Source organism: Carnobacterium divergens DSM 20623 (genome assembly GCF_000744255.1).
Taxonomy (GTDB): Bacteria; Bacillota; Bacilli; order Lactobacillales; family Carnobacteriaceae; genus Carnobacterium; species Carnobacterium divergens.
Map to the genome: position 1 here is coordinate 1,015,118 of NZ_JQLO01000001.1, position 13,156 is coordinate 1,028,273.

The following is a 13,156-nucleotide window of genomic DNA, read 5'->3' on the forward strand; positions in this document are numbered from 1 at the left end:
TTTGATTATTTTGACTTATCATTTGATTTAACAATTTTTAGATAACTTTAAAAGTCCGATGCTACTAATTAGAAGGAACTCTTTTATCCTTACCGAGTCTGCATCTCTTGTAGTATCGTTATACAACAAAAAAAGACAAAGAAGTAAGTTTCTTTGCCTTTTAGTAACGAATTTCATTTTATTTAAATCAACTTAAACAGTATGAATGGTTAATTGTTGACCGATAAATAATAGATTTTGTTTCATTCCGTTCCATTTTTTTATTTCAATTGGAGAAACATGATGTTTTAATGCAATACTATGAAGAGAATCTCCCTCAACTACTTGATAATTGATAGTTGCCGTTGCTTCACTTTTTTTGTCAGAACGTAAAGATGATGCTGTTTCATCAAATGCTAGTGAACCTTGTTGAATTTGTTGAAATTTAGTCGTTTCCTCAACTGAAGTTGATTTAGAGACATCCTTATTTATTACATCTTCTGTTGGTTCAACAGGTACCTCAGTCATCTCACCTTTTTTAGCAATAATTTCTTGATTCACAAATATAATATCTGATGTTAACTGATTCCATTCCATCAATTCTGCAACAGAAACATTATAAGTATTAGCTATGTCCCACAATGTATCGCCTTTGACAATTGTATGCATCAAGTCAGCTTCTTTTTCAACTGATTTTTTAACTACACCCTCATCAAATTGAGTTAAATCATACGTTTCAATTAATTGATTTAATTTCTCTGCATAACGAGTATCCGTCGCATATTTTCCTGTTAAAAATTGGGTAGCCTCACGATAAGAAGTTGTATTTGATTTCCAAGTTCCTGCATAAAAAGTTTCGTTGTATGAAGTTCCCCCTTTTAGAAGTTTAGCGTAATCTTCTAATGATTCCTTATAAGAAGGGTATTTTCTGAATTGACCGGTAATTTGGTAGTAATTACCAGAGCCATCATCTTCTAACGTCAACATTGCAACAGAATCTGATTCAAAAGTGCCCTTGATTCCAAATAAATTGTGGTTTGGTTCACTAGAGAGTGAACTATTTCCTGAACCACTTTCTAAAATAGCTTGTGCAATCATTACTGAAGCGTATAAATCTTGTTCTACTCCAATTTCAGAAGCAGATTCTGAAATTTTATCAATAAATTCTTGAGTTGATTGATTTTTAACAAACATAATTTTTTCAGCTTCTTCACGATTTGCTTCCGGAGCTTGAACTTCAATAATATTTTGACTTACAACTTCTTCTTTTGTGAATGGGCGTGTCGTTTCAACTTCTGTTTTTGGTGCTGGAGCTGGCGTCACTACAACTGGTGGAACTTCTTCAACTGGTGGTGAAATAGGTTCAACAGGTTTTGGTTGAGGATTTTCAGTAGTCCGTTCTTCAACTGGTGGGACTACTGGTTCCGTTGTTTCTGGTTCTGATTCTGAAATTTCAGGCATATCCTTTTCTAGACTATTTTTTTCATCAGAAGAGTTTAATTGTGATGACGCTGATTGATCTATCATCTCTTCAATCGCTCGATGACTTGTGGATGCATTCTCTTCAGCACTAGCTAAGACCGAGAAACTTGGCAATGCAAGTGAAGCAACAACAATTGATGTATTCAATAATCCAGAACTTTTTTTGATTATTTTTAATTGTTGTTCTTTTTTTTCTTTTAAAATTCTTGTTTTTCTACTTTTCATTTTACTTCCCCCTATTAATTAGTACGTTCGACCTAGTGTAATGTTGATTCAATTGCTGTTGTCATCTTTGTTACTAAAGAATCTATCTGTTCTTTTGATTTTAATAGTTCTCCTGTTAAATCTGACAACTCTTTTTTTAACCGTTCTTCCAACTGGTTAGGCTTTTTTTCTATATCAAAACTACTCCATCCTACTCTTTTCTTTGCATCAATCAACACTTCCGCAATCTCAGCCTTTGAATTTCTTAAGTCTTCGTACATTTTTTGATTTTGTTTTTCAAGTTCTTGAATTTTTTGTTTGCTTAATTCAAGCTCTTTTTCTAAATCTATAGTATTAGAATGCTTTGTTAGATGACTTTGTTCTTTTAATTGACGATTTTCTTGAGTTAACTGCTGAACAAATTTTTGAAGTTCTAAATAATCTTGTTCAATCGTTTGATAATGTGCAGGTAAGGCTTTTTCTTTGTAACTATCTGCTTCAATTTAATTTTTTTTTAATTTTAAAGATTTGTATTTTTCGTTGACGTTTTTTAACTGTCGTCTTACCTTGCGATTTTCTTTTTCTAATTGCGTTATTTTATCTGTCGAGAAATCTGGCATATTAACTATCCACTCCCTTTAACAAACTCTATAGCATAGGTTTTATATAATTTTATGTACCTTTTTTTTATTCACGAAGATATGGAAATGTTAGTTATTTTAATGATTCCTATAAATTATACCTTCTTTATTATACCATAATTCCTTAAAAAATGAACATTATCTCTATTCTTATTTTTTCGCTTTTGAACGTAAAAAAAAACCTAAAATAAGTTTATTTAGGTTTGTGAGGTTTAAATTTTTCAAGTTCATCTATTCTGTCATGTAATTCGTTTAAAAGATCTACTTGTACAGTTTGAATTTCAAGTAAGTGTTGCCATTGTTCGTTTAGCATATAATCCATTTTTTCATGCAAAAGTCGGATCTCTATTTCTGATTTTAAATTGACTTGGTAATCACTATTTGATTGTGCTCGATCACGAGACTCTTGTCGATTTTGACTCATCATAATAACAGGCGCTTGAATTGCAGCTAAACAAGATAAGACTAGATTTAACAATATAAAGGGGTAGGGATCAAAGGTTGGCTTGAATAGCGCGATTGAATTTATTAAAATCCAGACAACTAAAACGCCAATAAAAGAAAAAATAAAAATCCAACTACCACCAAATTTCGCAATCGAATCTGCTACTCTTTGTCCCAAAGTTAATTTGCTACTTAGTTGCTGATTAATATTTTCTGAAACTGTTTGACCTTCCTTAATGCTAGTTAATACTTTGCTATTTAATAAATCCATTTCTTTTGAATCATTTTGAATCATTTTTTCTATTGAACTTAATCGATATTCCACTAAATCATGATAACATATAAAATCTTTTTCTGTTAATGTGGGGTGCTCTTTTAGAATAAATTTTTTAAGTTTTTCTTCAACGTTTTGAATTTTAGTTCCTTCATTTAAAGCATATTTTTTATGACAAACAAAACATTGTTGATCTTTTTTATCCATTTTTCTTCCCACCTCTCATGAGTTTGATAAATCAATTTTATAAGCACTTGTATCTTCTTTAGAGGTAAAAGAAATCTTTACAATCTGACTTGGATTTAAATAAATAATCTGTGCTTCATTATTATAAAAACGAATTAATCGACTATGGAGTGTACCGTCACCATTTGAAACTTTTTCAAAAAATTCTTTTTCAGACATCATTAATGTTACTTTTTCATTATTACTTAATGTGACTAAACAGTGTGTCATCCTTTTTCCCACCTTTACAATCATACTATCACTCAACTACTACTATTTTATAAACATCTTTTCCTGGAATTTGAGGAGGCAATGACATCGTTGAAACAGGTTCTTTAGCTAATGTTATTTTCACGGTCATTCCACTCTTAACATCAATCATATCCACTTTTTCTTTTGTTTTTGCATTCAACAGATTTGTACCATCTGTAATCAATATAACGTCATTTGTTAAAACCGGAGGTGTCGTATTTTTTGAATCTACGGGTGTAATATCTTTTACTAAAATTCCTCCCTTTTCAGCAGCGCCGTCTTCTTTAACAACTGCCGTATAGACGATTGATTCTTTTTTTGTCTCTGTTGTTGAGGACTCCTTTTTTTTTGATTCTGATTCATTCGTTGCTTGCTTACATCCTGTTAACGCTAATATAGCAACTGTTAGGAATACGGCTATTTTTATTTTTTTCATCTTTATCCCTCCAACTCATTCTCTCTTCTCTAGTATCTTAAAGATTACACAAAAATGCAACTCACAAGGTAAAAAAAACCTATCTAAATTTTCTTAGATAGATTTTGTATAATTATTCTAAAAAGTCTTTTAATTGTTTTGAACGACTTGGATGACGTAATTTGCGTAATGCTTTTGCTTCAATTTGACGAATTCGTTCTCTTGTAACACCAAATACTTTCCCAACTTCTTCTAGTGTTCTTGTGCGTCCATCATCAAGTCCAAAACGCAATCTCAGAACATTTTCTTCACGATCTGTTAATGTATCTAATACATCTTCAAGTTGCGCTTTAAGATGTTCAAAATCGGTATGTGCTGCTGGACTTGTAGCGTCTTGATCTTCAATGAAATCCCCTAGATGTGAATCATCTTCTGCACCAATAGGCGTTTCTAGCGAAACTGGCTCCTGAGCAATTTTTAAAATTTCACGTACTTTATCTGTCGGCAAATCTAGTTCGGCACCAATTTCTTCTGGCGTTGGTTCACGACCTAAATCTTGATGCAATTGACGTTGAATGCGAACTAATTTATTGATTGTTTCTACCATATGAACTGGAATACGAATGGTTCTAGCTTGATCTGCAATCGCTCGTGTAATGGCCTGACGAATCCACCAAGTAGCATAAGTTGAAAATTTAAATCCTTTTTGATAGTCAAATTTTTCAACAGCTTTCATTAATCCCATATTTCCTTCTTGGATTAAATCTAAGAATTGCATTCCTCTTCCAACATAACGCTTGGCAATACTAACTACTAGACGCAAGTTAGCTTCTGCTAAACGCTGTTTTGCTTCCTGGTCTCCTTCTTCAATTAAGATAGCCAAATCAACTTCTTCTTGCCCACTAAGTAGCTTCACGCGACCGATTTCTTTTAAATACATCCGAACAGGATCATTAATTTGCACTCCTGGAGGCGCCATTAAATCATCTTTTATTTCAGCATCTTTTTTATTCTTTTCTCTGACTAACAATTGTCGATCCGTTGGTCCACCATCGTCTCCAACAACACTCACGCCACCATCTTCTACTTCCATAATTAGGTCGTCGATTTGCGTGACAGTTAATTTATAAGGCAATGCAATTTGTTTTGCTAACTCATCATAGTGTATTGAACCCTTTAATTTATTTTCTTTGATTAATAACTTGATTTCTTTTTTTAATTCTTGTTTTTTTGTTCCTTCTTCATTAGCCATCGAAAGCCTCCTAATTAAAATCCAACATGATAACTCAAGTTTACTGCTTTAATAATCGCGACAGATTTGTTATTTCCATTAATAATTGTTTTGCTTTATCAGAATCGCCCATCCGACTAGCTTCAATCAGTTCAACATTTTTATTTGCAATTTGTTCTTGTAGGGAAGATTTCCGTCCAATCATATCAAGATAATCTTCAATTTCTCCAGTCGAAACTTCTTCACTTAATTCCATTAGTTCAATTTCAACTAAAAGATTTTTTAAGTGGGGTTCCTTCACAAAATCAATAAAAGCTTCAATTGTAACATCGTTATCAACTGTCTCTTTAAAATTTTCAAATAAAATAAACAGCATTTCATAATCTTCATGTACAAAATTGAACGTTGTTTTTTGAGTTTGTACTCGAATCCAAGCTTCCTCGTGATGAAATAAGCGATTCAATAAATTTCGTTCAGCTACTTCAACCACATTTAATTTACGTTTTTGAGTGTGCAATTGAACTTGTAAAGGCGGTTCTGGATACTCTTCTTGATAACCATGAACCATTTCCATTGGTGGTTCTGGGTAATACTCTTTTTTATCAACCTTTTTTTTCGCTCTTTTTTGCTCGTATAATTGATGGTACTGAGTATTTAATGAATCTAATGAAATGTCAAATTCTACTGAGAGCTGTTTTAAATAGACTTCTCGTTCAACAGCTGACGTAATCGTAAGTAATTCATTTAAAATTACTTCAATATAAGCTAATCGCTCGCTTTCATTTTGCAAATTAATCCCTTTTCGGTAATAACGCATTTTAAAAGCAAAAACTGTATCTCGCCCATGAGCCAGCATTTCTTTATAGGATGCTGCACCATATTTATGAATAAATTCATCTGGATCAAGTCCTTCATTTAAACTGAGAACATCTAAATCAAAATGGGTCTCTTCTGATAATAAATCAACTGCTCTTTTAGTCGCTTCAATTCCTGCATTATCGCCATCATACGCAATTAATACATGGTCTGTTACTCGATCCAGCATATGAATCTGTTCATTAGTCAAACTGGTTCCCATCGAAGCCACGCCATTTTTAACACCTGCATCCCAGGAAGCAATAACATCCATAAAACCTTCAAACAATATGACTTCTTTTTCACGTCGAATATTCGCACGCGCTAAATCATAGTTAAAAAGCACATTTCGTTTATTAAATAAATAAGTCTCTGGACTATTCAAATATTTGGGTGCTGCCTTCCCGTCAGTTGGCTCTACTTTGAAAATCCGACCAGAAAAAGCAATTGTTTTACCTTGTTGATTTCGAATAGGAAACATAATTCGATTGTAAAAACGATCTAATAATTCGCCGTTATCCCGTTCGACAAACAAACCTGTTTCACTTAACAAAGTCTGATCGTATTCTTTTCCAGACAAATACTGATACAGCATGGTTCTTTCAGCAGGTGCAAAACCAATATTAAAGGTCTCTATTAACTCTCTAGTTAAGCCTCGATCTAACAAGTATTGCAAAGCCTCTTCACCGACTTTAGTATTCAGCAATACATGATGAAAAAGTTCAGCTGTATCTACATGGACTTTAATTAGTTTTTCTTTTTTGGAATCTGTTTTTTGTTCACCAAAATTATGGGCTGTTAAACTTTCATCCAACTTAACATGACTTAATTCAGCCGTTTTAAATACTGATTCAGGAAAAGATAATCCTTCTACTTCCATTAAAAAAGTAAAGACATTACCGCCTCTACCACAACTAAAACAATGAAAGATTTGCTTTTCTTCTGCAACTGAAAAAGAAGGTGTCTTTTCATCATGGAATGGACAGAAACCAAATAAATTCTTACCACTTTTTTTTAATTGGACATATTGACTGACAACATCCACAATATTTGTTTCTTGCCTTACTCGATTGACTACTTCATCAGGAATCATCATCGCCATGTAGTTCACCTCGTTTACATGATAAAAATATACTATTAAAAGTCGCTTCTATTATTTCGATTAAATAACTAACTTAAACGACTTGTTTTTATTCTTCTTAAATATTACTACAAGAAATTAATTGTAGCATAAAAAAGCCTTTATAACAACGTTTAAAATTTAAATTTCAATTTAAATCTCACTCTTTATAATTACTAAAACTATCTAAATACATAATAAAAAACTTATCAAAAATAAGTTTACCTTGCGCTAAAGCTTCTCTGTTTACAAGTTTTTTATTATGTAAACTTGTTTATAAGAAGGTACTTAAATTTTCCTCAAAAAGCAACTCATCTAATTGTTGGATTGATAAATGATGAGTGATTCCATAAATAATTGCCGCATCCCACTGATGTTTAGGATAAAGTTTTGCGTAACCTGTTTTTTTCATCAATAAGTCTGTTTCATCTAGCGTAAGTTCCATTCCAATCGCCAAAGCTATCATTTTTTCACGGGAAGGTTTGCGCTTCCCATCAAAATATTGATAGCCTGTAGCTTCAGTAATTTCAGCTCTTCTTAAGACAGCTGCTTTGCTTTTATTTTTTAAAATTAAACATTCATTTAAGTGCGTTTTAATGTCTTCTGCAATTAAATACTCTTGCTGTTCATTTAGGACAACTTTAAAATTAGCAGCTTTTTTCAATGAATGAATCAGCTGATCCGTGTCTTTTTCCAACAAATCAATCACTCCACATTTTTTATAACTTTCCTCCTACTAGTATACAATACTTAAATGGCAAAGAGGACTTTTTATTCAGTTAATTTTTGCTATAATAGAAAAGAGAACTGCCGAATTTAAAGGAGCGGACATACATTATGCTGAATGAAGAACCTTCCGTGGTTCACTATAAAGAATTAGAACCCTTGACTCATAAAGAAAATAGCCCGATTTTAGTGCGAAATATTGCCACCAAAGAATTTTTAGTTAAAAAAAAATATGATATCAGCCTATTAACCAATTTAGAACGATTGAAAGAAATTAATCATCCGAATTTACCTAGAATTTTTGAAATTGTCACTAAAGAGCAAGATTTATGGCTTTACGAAGAATACATTCATGGAAAAAACGTAAATGAATTGCTGTTACAAAATCAATTAACCGATACCCAATTAATTTTAGAGTTAGGTAAGGCTGTGACAGAAGCCTTAATGATTTTGCATGAGAAAAAGATCATTCATCGTGATATAAAACCCTCTAATATTATGGTTACAAACGATGGCCTTGTTAAATTAGTAGATTTCGATGCCATCCGTTTCTATGATGGTTCTAAGGAAAACGATACCACTCACTTAGGAACAATTGGTTTCGCCTCACCAGAACAATATGGTTTTGCTGAAACAGATAAACGCAGCGACCTTTATTCCCTTGGTGTTGTGTTAAATGTCTGTAGCGTAAAGGCTTTCCCAAAAGAACAATTAACAACTAATCCCTTTTTAAAGGAATTGGTAATTAAAGCCACTAAAATGGATCCACAAAATCGCTATCAAACAGCTTCTGAAATGCGCACTGTTATTGTAAATCAATTAAACCACCTAAATGACTCGACTAATTCAATACAAAAGACACCTTCAGTAAAAAAATACACTACTCAATTTAAAGATAAAAAAAACTCTGCTACTCCTTCTTTTTTATCAAAATTTTTAAGTGTTGTACCTGGCTTTAGAACAGGATATTATTGGAAAAGTATTATTGCAATTGTTTGGTAACTCATTGTTCTGTTAGCGATTGTCTCTTCTTGGACATCAGGTACTTGGTTTGATAAAGTTTTAGCTACCATTGATACAAATATTTTAGTAGTCTTGCCAACAATCATTGCAACTAATTTTATGGATATTCAAAGTCAAATCCCTTTTTTATCCTCAAAAAAGATTTATCATAAAATACCTGGATTTCTATTAGCTATTATTATTTGGATTTTACTATACAGTGCCTTCACATCAATTGCAACACCTTTTCACTCACCTGAATACTTAGAAACAAGAGCACAAACAAAATAAAACGACGGCCTATGCTTTTTGCATAAGACTTTCGTTTTTTTTTTTTGCATAATAGTTCTTGTCAGACGGACTAAATAACAAAGGAGTCGATCGAAATGAAAAAAAATAAAAAGGTGCTTGTTGGGTTAATGGTAGCAGGAGTTGCAGTAATTGCAGTCGCTTGTGGCGATTCCTCATCCAAAACGGATACTAAAAAAGAAGAAAAAGAAAAACCTACTACTGAACAAGTTACAAAAAAAGAAGCAACGGGGCCAACAGATAATGGTGATTTAGGAAAGTATTATGTTGCTATTCAAGATTTTACGCTAGCTCAAGATTACAATGGAGCAGATGTAGGAATTGTTCAATATGAATTTAAAAATAATAGTGATAAAAATGCCATGTTTATGGTAGCAACTCAGGCAAAAGTCTTTCAAAATGGTATTGCTCTAGAAAGTGCGATTATGTCTGAAGACGGTTATAACGATCAATCAACCGACATTCAACCTGGTGCTACAATCGTAGTAAAAGTTCCGTATAAATTACAAGATACTACGACACCAGTTAGTGTTGAAGTTAAACAATCATTTGGCATCGGCAAAGATATCTTAAAAAAAGAATTTACATTACAGTAAGCGAGGGGTAAAAATTGAAAAAAACAATTGGCATTTTATCCATTATTATCAGTGTTATCGTCGGGTTTCAATCTTTGATGGCTGGACTTGCGAATACACTTTCTGACAATGGAGAAACAGGTGGTTCAGTAGGCATTTTGCTGTCTTTTATCTTGTTAACAGCAGGTGTCGTAGTTTTAGCTTCTAAAGGAGCAAAAGGCATGCTGACTTTTAGTATGGTCTTCTATCTATTAGGTGGTTTATTAGGATTAATTGGAGCAGGTAGCTACAAAGATTTAGTTATTTGGTCCGCATTCAGCTTACTCTTTGCAGTTCTGCTTTTCTTTCAAATTCGAAAAATTGCTTAATGTCTACTGCTCAAACAAAAAAAAGTAACGCAATTGCGTTACTTTTTTTGTGTTATTTTACAATCAATTCATCTACATTAGCAAATGACAAGGCTAAATTTGCTAAACTCATTAGTAAAACTAAACGGTTATTACGAATCGCTTCATTATCTGCCATAACCATATTTTCATCAAAGAATGCTTCAATTTTAGCACGTAATGATTCTAATGTTTGATAGTCTACTTCCATATTACTATCTTCAAAAGCCGCTTCAGCTTCTTTTAGAGCATTGAAAAGAGTCGTTTCTGATGCTGTCTCAAATAAAGCTGGATCTATCTGTAAGTGTTTTTGAGCAACTAATTCTTTGCCTTTTTTCGCTAAATTCATCACACGAGTCATCGCTTCAATAGTTGGTTTAAACGTTGGTTCTGTTAAATGTTTTTCTAAAACAGCAGCTGCTTCTGTGATTTTAATTAAATCTTCTTGATTTGAAGTTAAAACTGCTTCAATTACATCATGGCGCATATTCAATCCGATTAAATGCTGACGCATTCTAGCTTTAATAAAATCAATTACCTCAGGAGCACTTTCAGCTAATCGTTTGCTTAATTCTTCTTTGTGCTGAGTAGCAGCTGTAATCATTTCTGAACGGATGGTTTCAATTGGGAAATACCAGCCTTTATTTTCAACAATCCGCACCACGCCATAGGCTTGTCTTCTTAATGCATAAGGATCATTTGACCCGGTTGGAATCATACCTACTGCAAAGAAACTCATAACACTATCTAATTTATCAGCAATCGCAAGAACTGCACCAACATTAGATTGTGGCAGCTCGCCTTCACTTGAAATTGGTAAATAATGCTCTCTAATCGCTGTCGCAACTGCAGGTTCTTCGCCTTGCATCAACGCATATTTTTCACCCATAATTCCTTGCAACTCAGGAAATTCACCCACCATGTTTGTGACTAAATCAAATTTGTAAATTTCACTAGCTCTTTTTAACTCAGTTAATTCTTGCTGGGTAAGTCCGACAATTTTCCCAATTATTTCAGCAAAATAGCCTACACGTTCCATTTTTTCAAACATGGTTCCGATTTTTTCGTGGAATGTCACTGTTTTCAATCGTTCAACGGCATCTTTGATCATCATTTGTTGGTCTTCCTCATAGAAAAAGGCGCCATCATCTAAACGAGCAGTTAACACTTTTTCATTGCCTTTAGCGACATTTTCAATATGACTGCTATTTCCATTGCGAACTGAAATAAAGTGAGGAAGTAAATTCCCAGCTAAATCACGCACTTCAAAGTAACGTTGATGTTCTTTCATTGAAGTCACTAGCACTTCTTCTGGAATTGCTAGATATTTTTCATCAAAGTGCCCAGAAAAAGCCGTTGGATACTCAACTAAATTGGTTACTTCTTCTAACAATTCTTTGTCTAAACTAACTTGCCATTGTTTTTCTTTCGCAATCTCTTCAATTTGTTTCATAATCATTTCTTTACGAGTTGAACTATTTGCAACAACAAATTGCTCTTTTAATTTTTCTTCATAGTCAGTAGCGCCATTAAAAGACGTTGTATCTCCTAAAAAGCGATGACCACGGCTTGTGTTGCTTGTTTCAATATCTAATAGTTTAAATGGAATAATTTCATTGTCTAGCATCACTGTAATCCAATGAATCGGACGAATGTATTTAAAACTATGATTTGCCCAATGCATACTTACAGGAAACGTCATAGAAGTAATGACCTTTTCTATTCCGGCCAAAATTTCTTTTGCTGGTTTGCCTGCTGTAAATTTATCCACATGAACATATTCGACGCCATTAAGTTCTTTAAACGTAATATCTTCCACGGATAACCCTTGTCCTTTAACAAATCCCATCGCGGCCTTACTCCAATTTCCTTCACTATCAAGAGCAATTTTTTTAGCAGGTCCTTTGACAACTTCGCTAATATCTTTTTGCTTATCTGCAACATCTTTAACAATTACAGCTAATCTTCTAGGTGTTGAAAAACGTTTAATTTCAGTGAATTCTAATTTGTTTTCAGTTAAAAAATCCGCCACTCGTTTTGCTAATTGCTCACTGCTTGGAGACACATATTGAGCAGGCATCTCTTCTAATCCAATTTCTAGTAATAAATCTTTCGCCATCTTAATTAGCCTCCTTTGTTGTTTCTTTTTGAAGTAATGGGAACCCTAATTTTTCACGCTCTGCTACAAAGGCTTTAGCTAAAGCACGCGCCATTTTACGAATACGAGCCAAGTAACCCGCACGTTCTGTTACAGAGACTGCTCCACGTGCATCTAAAAGGTTAAAGGTATGACTACATTTTAAAACATAATCATAGGCTGGATGCACCAAGCCATTTTCAATTTGGACTTGTGCTTCTTTTTCGTATGCATCGAATAAACTCAATAGTAATTCTTGATTACTCGTTTCAAAAGCATATTTAGAATGTTCATATTCTGGTTCGATAAAAATTTCCCCATATTTTACACCGTTAGTCCACTCTAAGTCATACACACTATCTACTTCTTGAATGTACGAAGCTAAACGTTCGATTCCGTATGTGATTTCACTAGTGACAGGTTTGCATTCCAATCCGCCAACTTGTTGGAAATAAGTGAATTGCGTGATTTCCATTCCGTCTAACCAAACTTCCCAGCCTAAACCTGCACACCCCATTGATGGGTTTTCCCAGTTATCTTCAACAAAACGAATATCGTGTTCCAATGGATCAATTCCTAATAATTGCAAACTTTCTAAATACAATTCTTGAATATTTTCTGGGGAAGGTTTCATTACGACTTGAAATTGATGATGTTGAAATAGACGATTAGGATTTTCTCCATAACGACCATCTGCTGGTCTTCTTGAAGGCTCTACATAGGCCGCGTTCCATGGTTCTGGTCCAATAGCACGTAGAAAGGTATAAGGGCTCATAGTACCTGCCCCTTTTTCAGTATCATACGATTGCATCAACATACAGCCTTGCTCAGACCAAAATTTTTGTAATGTCAAAATCATCTCTTGGATTGTTAATTTTTTACTCATAAATGATGTGCTC

Annotated in this window: 14 protein-coding genes; 4 read left to right on the forward strand and 10 right to left on the reverse strand. The window is 33.4% G+C overall.

Annotation, left to right across the window (positions count from 1 at the left end; translation table 11 throughout):
- Window positions 1–192 precede the first annotated feature (192 nt).
- The 8 genes from BR52_RS04965 to BR52_RS05000 form a co-directional block, all read right to left on the reverse strand.
- On the reverse strand, window positions 193–1,686 hold the full coding sequence (locus tag BR52_RS04965) for a glucosaminidase domain-containing protein (protein WP_034569828.1): 1,494 nt from the start codon (window positions 1,684–1,686) through the stop codon (window positions 193–195).
- 32 nt (window positions 1,687–1,718) lie between these two features.
- A complete protein-coding gene (locus BR52_RS04970) occupies window positions 1,719–1,904 on the reverse strand; it encodes a hypothetical protein (protein WP_147291894.1) in 186 nt (61 codons plus the stop codon).
- Window positions 1,905–2,499: 595 nt separating this feature from the next.
- Window positions 2,500–3,231, reverse strand: coding sequence for a DUF1003 domain-containing protein (locus BR52_RS04975; protein ID WP_034569834.1), 732 nt, complete (start codon window positions 3,229–3,231; stop codon window positions 2,500–2,502).
- Window positions 3,232–3,246: 15 nt separating this feature from the next.
- Window positions 3,247–3,480 carry a hypothetical protein gene (locus tag BR52_RS04980; RefSeq protein WP_034569837.1) on the reverse strand — a complete coding sequence of 78 codons (234 nt, stop codon included), beginning with the start codon at window positions 3,478–3,480 and terminating at the stop codon, window positions 3,247–3,249.
- Window positions 3,481–3,508: 28 nt separating this feature from the next.
- Window positions 3,509–3,937 (reverse strand): PDZ domain-containing protein, encoded by a 429-nt coding sequence (locus tag BR52_RS04985; protein ID WP_034569840.1) that lies wholly within the window; start codon window positions 3,935–3,937, stop codon window positions 3,509–3,511.
- A 112-nt stretch (window positions 3,938–4,049) separates the two neighbouring features.
- Complete coding sequence (gene rpoD, locus BR52_RS04990; protein ID WP_034569843.1) at window positions 4,050–5,168, reverse strand: RNA polymerase sigma factor RpoD; 1,119 nt, start codon at window positions 5,166–5,168, stop codon at window positions 4,050–4,052.
- A 40-nt stretch (window positions 5,169–5,208) separates the two neighbouring features.
- Window positions 5,209–7,104, reverse strand: coding sequence for a DNA primase (dnaG, locus tag BR52_RS04995; protein ID WP_034569847.1), 1,896 nt, complete (start codon window positions 7,102–7,104; stop codon window positions 5,209–5,211).
- 292 nt (window positions 7,105–7,396) lie between these two features.
- Window positions 7,397–7,822: an XRE family transcriptional regulator gene (locus BR52_RS05000; RefSeq protein ID WP_236707200.1), complete on the reverse strand. Its 426-nt coding sequence runs from the start codon at window positions 7,820–7,822 to the stop codon at window positions 7,397–7,399.
- A gap of 137 nt (window positions 7,823–7,959) precedes the next feature.
- On the opposite strand from BR52_RS05000, the gene BR52_RS05005 reads away from it, so the two are divergent.
- The 4 genes from BR52_RS05005 (at window position 7,960) to BR52_RS05015 (ending at window position 10,102) form a co-directional block, all read left to right on the forward strand.
- Complete coding sequence (locus tag BR52_RS05005; protein ID WP_051915635.1) at window positions 7,960–8,850, forward strand: serine/threonine-protein kinase; 891 nt, start codon at window positions 7,960–7,962, stop codon at window positions 8,848–8,850.
- A gap of 93 nt (window positions 8,851–8,943) precedes the next feature.
- Window positions 8,944–9,141: a hypothetical protein gene (locus tag BR52_RS12915; protein WP_051915636.1), complete on the forward strand. Its 198-nt coding sequence runs from the start codon at window positions 8,944–8,946 to the stop codon at window positions 9,139–9,141.
- A gap of 95 nt (window positions 9,142–9,236) precedes the next feature.
- Entirely contained in the window at window positions 9,237–9,755 is a 519-nt protein-coding gene (locus tag BR52_RS05010; RefSeq protein WP_034569850.1) for a DUF5067 domain-containing protein, read from the forward strand.
- 14 nt (window positions 9,756–9,769) lie between these two features.
- Window positions 9,770–10,102 carry a hypothetical protein gene (locus BR52_RS05015; protein WP_034569852.1) on the forward strand — a complete coding sequence of 111 codons (333 nt, stop codon included), beginning with the start codon at window positions 9,770–9,772 and terminating at the stop codon, window positions 10,100–10,102.
- Between the two features lie 52 nt (window positions 10,103–10,154).
- Here BR52_RS05015 and glyS read toward each other — a convergent pair whose 3' ends face one another.
- Both glyS and glyQ read right to left on the reverse strand, forming a co-directional pair.
- Window positions 10,155–12,239: a glycine--tRNA ligase subunit beta gene (gene glyS / locus BR52_RS05020; RefSeq protein ID WP_034569855.1), complete on the reverse strand. Its 2,085-nt coding sequence runs from the start codon at window positions 12,237–12,239 to the stop codon at window positions 10,155–10,157.
- 1 nt (window position 12,240) lies between these two features.
- Entirely contained in the window at window positions 12,241–13,143 is a 903-nt protein-coding gene (gene glyQ, locus BR52_RS05025) for a glycine--tRNA ligase subunit alpha (RefSeq protein WP_034569858.1), read from the reverse strand.
- Window positions 13,144–13,156 lie beyond the last annotated feature (13 nt).

What these genes read in the sequence shown, in the direction of transcription:
- BR52_RS04965 (WP_034569828.1), bottom strand. Translation starts at nt 1,686, where the DNA reads ATGAAAAGTAGAAAAACAAGAATTTTAAAAGAAAAAAAAGAACAACAA.
- BR52_RS04975 (WP_034569834.1), bottom strand. Translation starts at nt 3,231, where the DNA reads ATGGATAAAAAAGATCAACAATGTTTTGTTTGTCATAAAAAATATGCT.
- BR52_RS04980 (WP_034569837.1), bottom strand. Translation starts at nt 3,480, where the DNA reads ATGACACACTGTTTAGTCACATTAAGTAATAATGAAAAAGTAACATTA.
- BR52_RS04985 (WP_034569840.1), bottom strand. Translation starts at nt 3,937, where the DNA reads ATGAAAAAAATAAAAATAGCCGTATTCCTAACAGTTGCTATATTAGCG.
- rpoD (WP_034569843.1), bottom strand. Translation starts at nt 5,168, where the DNA reads ATGGCTAATGAAGAAGGAACAAAAAAACAAGAATTAAAAAAAGAAATC.
- dnaG (WP_034569847.1), bottom strand. Translation starts at nt 7,104, where the DNA reads ATGGCGATGATGATTCCTGATGAAGTAGTCAATCGAGTAAGGCAAGAA.
- BR52_RS05005 (WP_051915635.1), top strand. Translation starts at nt 7,960, where the DNA reads ATGCTGAATGAAGAACCTTCCGTGGTTCACTATAAAGAATTAGAACCC.
- BR52_RS05010 (WP_034569850.1), top strand. Translation starts at nt 9,237, where the DNA reads ATGAAAAAAAATAAAAAGGTGCTTGTTGGGTTAATGGTAGCAGGAGTT.
- glyS (WP_034569855.1), bottom strand. Translation starts at nt 12,239, where the DNA reads ATGGCGAAAGATTTATTACTAGAAATTGGATTAGAAGAGATGCCTGCT.
- glyQ (WP_034569858.1), bottom strand. Translation starts at nt 13,143, where the DNA reads ATGAGTAAAAAATTAACAATCCAAGAGATGATTTTGACATTACAAAAA.